This is a genomic window from Phormidesmis sp. 146-12 (genome assembly GCF_052939495.1).
Genome location: NZ_JBJPHS010000205.1, coordinates 1 through 5199 on the forward strand (window position 1 = coordinate 1; position 5199 = coordinate 5199).

The 5199-nt window shown below is 49.5% G+C and carries 7 protein-coding genes; 3 read left to right on the forward strand and 4 right to left on the reverse strand.

The features are described 5' to 3' along the window. Window positions 1-57: 57 nt before the first annotated feature. Window positions 58-456, reverse strand: a complete 399-nt coding sequence (locus ACKFKF_RS34245; RefSeq protein ID WP_446871828.1) for a hypothetical protein — start codon at window positions 454-456, stop codon at window positions 58-60. Between the two features lie 303 nt (window positions 457-759). On the opposite strand from ACKFKF_RS34245, the gene ACKFKF_RS34250 reads away from it, so the two are divergent. From ACKFKF_RS34250 to ACKFKF_RS34260, 3 genes are all read left to right on the forward strand, one after another. Further along, window positions 760-1620, forward strand: coding sequence for a cyclic nucleotide-binding domain-containing protein (locus ACKFKF_RS34250; RefSeq protein ID WP_446871829.1), 861 nt, complete (start codon window positions 760-762; stop codon window positions 1618-1620). Then, window positions 1617-1949 carry a hypothetical protein gene (locus ACKFKF_RS34255; RefSeq protein WP_446871830.1) on the forward strand — a complete coding sequence of 111 codons (333 nt, stop codon included), beginning with the start codon at window positions 1617-1619 and terminating at the stop codon, window positions 1947-1949. Before ACKFKF_RS34250 ends, ACKFKF_RS34255 begins: the two co-directional genes overlap by 4 nt. 66 nt (window positions 1950-2015) lie before the next feature. Continuing rightward, window positions 2016-2549 (forward strand): NHLP bacteriocin system secretion protein, encoded by a 534-nt coding sequence (locus tag ACKFKF_RS34260; RefSeq protein ID WP_446871834.1) that lies wholly within the window; start codon window positions 2016-2018, stop codon window positions 2547-2549. Window positions 2550-2555: 6 nt separating this feature from the next. Here ACKFKF_RS34260 and ACKFKF_RS34265 read toward each other — a convergent pair whose 3' ends face one another. The 3 genes from ACKFKF_RS34265 to ACKFKF_RS34275 all read right to left on the reverse strand — a co-directional run bounded on the left by ACKFKF_RS34265 (window position 2556) and on the right by ACKFKF_RS34275 (window position 5106). After that, complete coding sequence (locus ACKFKF_RS34265; RefSeq protein ID WP_446871831.1) at window positions 2556-2777, reverse strand: hypothetical protein; 222 nt, start codon at window positions 2775-2777, stop codon at window positions 2556-2558. Window positions 2778-2863: 86 nt separating this feature from the next. Next, window positions 2864-3709 (reverse strand): condensation domain-containing protein, encoded by an 846-nt coding sequence (locus ACKFKF_RS34270; protein WP_446871832.1) that lies wholly within the window; start codon window positions 3707-3709, stop codon window positions 2864-2866. Beyond that, complete coding sequence (locus ACKFKF_RS34275; protein WP_446871833.1) at window positions 3700-5106, reverse strand: IS4 family transposase; 1407 nt, start codon at window positions 5104-5106, stop codon at window positions 3700-3702. The genes ACKFKF_RS34270 and ACKFKF_RS34275 overlap by 10 nt, the downstream gene beginning before the upstream one ends. Window positions 5107-5199 lie beyond the last annotated feature (93 nt).

Below are 5199 nucleotides of genomic sequence, written 5' to 3' on the forward strand. Positions count from 1 at the left end.
AGCAGAAAATGAATGATTTCTTGCAGGTTCTAAGTTTTTTGTCCTGTACTTAGGGCTTTAATAGTGCCGGAGTTCAGGACTTACTCCGCTCGTCCCGATATCAGCCGCCACGCACATTGCTGACGCTTGTTCAATACACGCGGATGCGGGAATACCCTCTGGATAGATATCCACGTGATGGCTGACGCAGCCGAGCTTTTCATCTTGGGCACGTCGCCCCGTTGACTGTTGCCCTCGTTTCCCTTTGCCTTTATGTTTCTCAACACTATCGTTCTCTTTGAACTGAGGTGCTTTTGCATCCTTTGATGCGCCTTGCTGATGTAACAGTTCTTTCAGTTGTTTATTCTCTGCTTCCAGTTCTTGATTGCGCTGCTCTAGCTCCTCCACGCGCTTGGATAGGCGATCGATCTCTTCGCCTAGCTTCGATAGGATGGTACTGTACTCCTCCGCCATCATGGGTTGAACAAGCGCAGACGCTGAACAATTGCTCTGAAACTTATCACACTTCTGGAAAAATTTCACCTCTGGGAAAATAGACAGCTACTACTCGCTCTCCGAAGTGTGACGTTGATTGAGCGGATCGAGCAGATCGACTGTCTCGCTTGCTTAGGGCACCTGGAAGTTGCTCGTTAACCGATAGACGCGGCATCCTTCTGGGCATTCTACGGAGGCAGATGCCTGTGAGACTGTGTAGGGGGAGCCTTACTTCTACCGACATCGCTCGTTGCCATCTGCGATCGACCTGCAACTTGTCAGTCTATGCCCCAAATTTCGACGCGATTGCCAAACTTCAAAGTATTACAATCTCAAGACCGCGACTGGCTTGAGCAGATCGCACACCCACAGGACTGCCCGACTCACACCGTTCTGATTCACGAGGGCATCACATCAGATTTTGTTTTCCTTGTGTTGAGCGGCACGTTTATCGTCTCCATTTCTCAGAGCCAATTCCAAACCGATCAAGAAATTGTCCGCTGCGGGGTCGGCGAACTGCTGGGTGAGATGTCACTACTTGATGATCGCCCACCCTCTGCCACCGTCAGCGCCGCCGAACCAAGTCAAGTCTTGGCAATTCCCAAGCGATCGCTCCAAACGAAACTTACTCTGGATACAGATTTTGCCGCCCGGTTTTATCAAGAGATTGCTATTACGCTGTCAGTTCGTCTCCGCAGCCTGTCTAAACTGCTGGCACAAAGTCAGATTGTGCCCGGACAGGCACTACGAAAAGTGTTGTTTGTGTTTGCGATCCTCAATGACAACGACATCGACTGGATAACCACACACGGACGACGCGAACAAATCACTGCCGGAACCGTGATCATCCAGCAAGGGCAACCCGTCGAGGCAATTTACATTGTCCTCAAAGGTAACTTAGCGATTACCTTTACGGTTGAGATCGACGGTCAGCCAGTCGAAAAAGAGATTGCGCGGCGTGCGAGTGGCGAAATCGTGGGAGAAATGTCGTTTGTGGAAACCGGAGTCGCTTCAGCTTCGATTCGCTGTGCAGAACACTCCCTGTTGCTGGCATTACCGCAAGACTTGTTGTGGGAAGAATTGAAGCGCGATCGCGGTTTTGCCACCCGGTTTTATCAAGCGATTTCCATCGGCAACAAGGATTGACCACGATTGCACAACAGCGGCAAAGTCTGGAGCAACGGATACAAAATGCTCAAGCGATGCTGCCTGCGCTAAAAGATCGTTGGGAGCGACGCGAACAGTTGGCGAAGCAAGGCGCAATCGAGCAAGATGTTCTGATTCTTGCTGAACGGGAGTATCGTCAGGAAATGCAGAACATTCAAGACTTGCAGGCACAACTGCGTCAGTTAGCAGTGAACGCGACCGAAACCGAGCAACGCTATGCTCAAAGTCAGAGTACGATCGCCGAAATTGGGGCGCAACTCGAAGAACTAGAAACGCGCAGCAAGCGACTGAATCAAGAGAATTTATAAGCCTCGAATACGCGCACTAATGAGATTGCGGAGGTCGATCGCGCGATCGCGCAACTGAAACAGCAAATCAGCGATCGTAGTTTGATTCGGAGTCCGCAAGATGGCGCGATTCTTGACATGAGTGGCGTGTTAGGGCAGGTCGTCAGTTCAGGAACGCGACTCGGAACGCTGCAAACTGGGGGTTCAGAATCGGCTGTTTTAACCGGAGTGGTTTACTTTGAGGTCAAAGACGGCAAGCAGATCAAACCGGGCATGAAGGTGCAACTCACCCCAGACACAGTAAAGCGAGAGCAGTTTGGGGGCATTGTGGGGGCGGTAAAATTAGTGTCGCCCTACCCAGTAACATCAAGTCGAGCCGCCGTCAAAGTTGGCAATCCCGAATTGGCAGATACTCTAACGGGTAAGTCTGCCAAAGTCGAAGTGGTAGTGGAACTGCAACCAGAGACGAACACGATCAGTGGTTACAAGTGGTCGTCCTCGAAGGGACCCGCGAACAAGCTGACTTCGGGTACGACCGCTGCGGTGCGTGTAACTGTGGAAGAACGCGCACCGATTACGTTTCTGTTACCCTTCCTGCGTGAATGGAGCGGGCTTCAGTAAGCGGCTCTAGAAGTACCGTTGGATATAGCGAGTGCGGGGTGCAGGTCGATAAAATCGAGAATCACCGTAACTCCCTCGCTCTTCTTTAATTTCTAGATTAAATTGCTTGTAGATCTCAAGGCGATCGCTCAAGCTTTCTGGTGTTAATTGTTGCTCCTCTGCGGCTTGTTCGGCTCTGTTTGATTGCTTTGGAAAGAAGCGTTCCCATAGTGCGACCATACTGTTCATCATTTCATTCAATCCTTGAATTTACTCAAACTTGCGATCGAATCACAGCGTTTGAGTAGAGTGTTCCCAAATGGAATGAACACACCTTAAAGGAACAACTGAAATTTAGAAAGTTGCGTTTCTGGAGACTCAGTTAGCTTTTGGAGAATTGCTTGATAACTACTCAGAAAGTAATCAATTGACTCATTAGTAAAGGTTGTTGAACTATATGAGGCAAAAAGTTCGATCGCCTGAGTCTTTTCTTCAGGATAAGAAACATAAAGCTCTAAAGGGCAACATTGTTCACTCCAAACTCCACGGCTAGTGGTAATAGGCAAAATGTCACACTTTAGCGTTTGATTTAACCAGTTCGTTGCAGGAACTAGCACAAGATTAACTGTTCGCAAAACCTCTATCTTGTTCTCGAATGGCTCCCAGATTCCTTCTAGTGGAACTGCGTGGGTGAGCGTTGCACTTACCATTTGCTTGACGTGTTTTAGCAGAGAAATTCCAGTTTGGTCATGGTCTAATTGAGTACGCAACGGTAGATCGCTAATGAAACAACCCAGCAGCTTTTCAATGTCTGGTGTGGTGCGATTTGCCATTGTACCCAGCACCAGAATATCTGTCTGATTGCTCCATTTGCACAACAGAATATTGAGTGCAGTGAGGAAGACAGTGAATGGCGTGACCCTATGAGTATGGCTGAAGGCCGCGATCGCGGCTGTTAAGTTCTGAGGTAGAAAAACTTGACGCTCGGAAGCAGGGTAATCATTTTGCAGAGATTGAGCGGCAGGTAGCAGATCGAGCAAGACTGGTAGATTGGCAAGATGCTGATGCCAGTATGGTAAGTGGGTTGCCAAAACTTCTTCACTAAAATAGTTACGCTGCCAGATCGCAAAGTCTGCATACTGAAAGGGTAGTTCTGGTAGAGGCCTGACTATTACCCACAACTTTGAGGGAAGAGGTGAAAGCCAAGTCGAGCTGTGTTTTGAAGTACTGCCCATCCTCTCCAGATGACCGTTGGTCCAGGATCGCCATCGCCCTTGCGAGCTAAAAAGCCACCCAGTTTCGCAATGGCAATCACGGCTTGAGCCACACAGAAATTTGAGGGTTGAGCATCGTTGGTGCGATTTGTCAGCAGTAGCAGGATGCAGCTCTCAAGTTCGGTCAAGATCGTCCGAGCTGAAGCGGTGGGAGCAGTTCTGTGCATCCAGGTGATCCAGAAAAGCCGCCATGCCACTACGCTCATCAAGGTGATGTAGCGATTCAAGCGCTCCGCTGATTGCAAGCGACACTGCTCGACCGTGCAACCGTGCTGGAGAATTTTATGAAAGACCTCAATCTGCCAGCGACAACAGTACCAGATCACTTTTTCCAATGCCTGCTCGAATGAAGTGAGCGCAATGTGGGTCAAAAGCATCCACTCAATCTGGTTTTCGAGGTTTGGAGCATCGACTTCCGTCACATAGACGGCATTCAGCATGACTGGTGGTAGCGGGTAGAATAACGACTGTTTCGGGCGCTGTGTGGGTTCTAAAGTCACCGCTCCAAACCGAACTGCAAGAGTCGCGGTGCGTTCCGGTTTAGCGTCCCGCGATGGCACCGTAATTTGGTAGCATCCTGCCACAGGTTGGGCTTGCAGGTGTTCCCATGGGCGAGGGCATTCACTGTCTTTGAGATGGCGATTCCAAGCAGGGCGAATGACAAATTCTGCATGGCAACGCTCGGCGGCGACCAAGAACTCGTAGATATCACGCTCTCTGTCACAGAGTGTAATCACTCTCGTGTTCTCAGGTTTGATTTTTTGAACCAGCTCAAGTCCTTGAATCCAGCGATAGCTCTCCTTATGCTCAATCGACGTATTCTTGCGTTCGCGCTCACTCTGCTGATTGTATCCGCTTCTTGCCCATCCGGTTTGATTCAGTAATCCCAAAGGCAAACCTTGAGGCGTGACCGCTAGAATGTTGTGAGTCACTAAGCCAAGACTAGCAGAGCGACTGTCGCCAATCGGACCTAATCCTTGGGTGTGTTTATGACTTGAAAAGTTTAAATACGAGGTATCTTGAACCGCAAGCACAACGGCTTCCGCTTTCATCCGCTCTAACGTTCGAGTGCGATGGGGGCTTAGAATTTGTTCACTCGTAACGTGGTCGTTCTGAAAGAACCGATACGCAGCCTTGGTCGCCGCCCAGTCTTCGCTCGCTTGATTGATGGGCGCTTCTGGTGCGGTTGACAAGTCTTCTGCGAGCTTCTTTAGTCTTGTGTTTAGGCGCTTATCACCCAAATCGACCGATTCAAATTCCCGATCGCTCCAAGTTTGCTCTTTGGTCATCTGGCTGATGGTCATGCACTCTTAATTCAAAAATTAAAGCTAACCTTTCTACTCATATTCCTGTCCTGTTCCCGTTTAGTGAAAGCCGAACTTATGGGTAATAGTCAG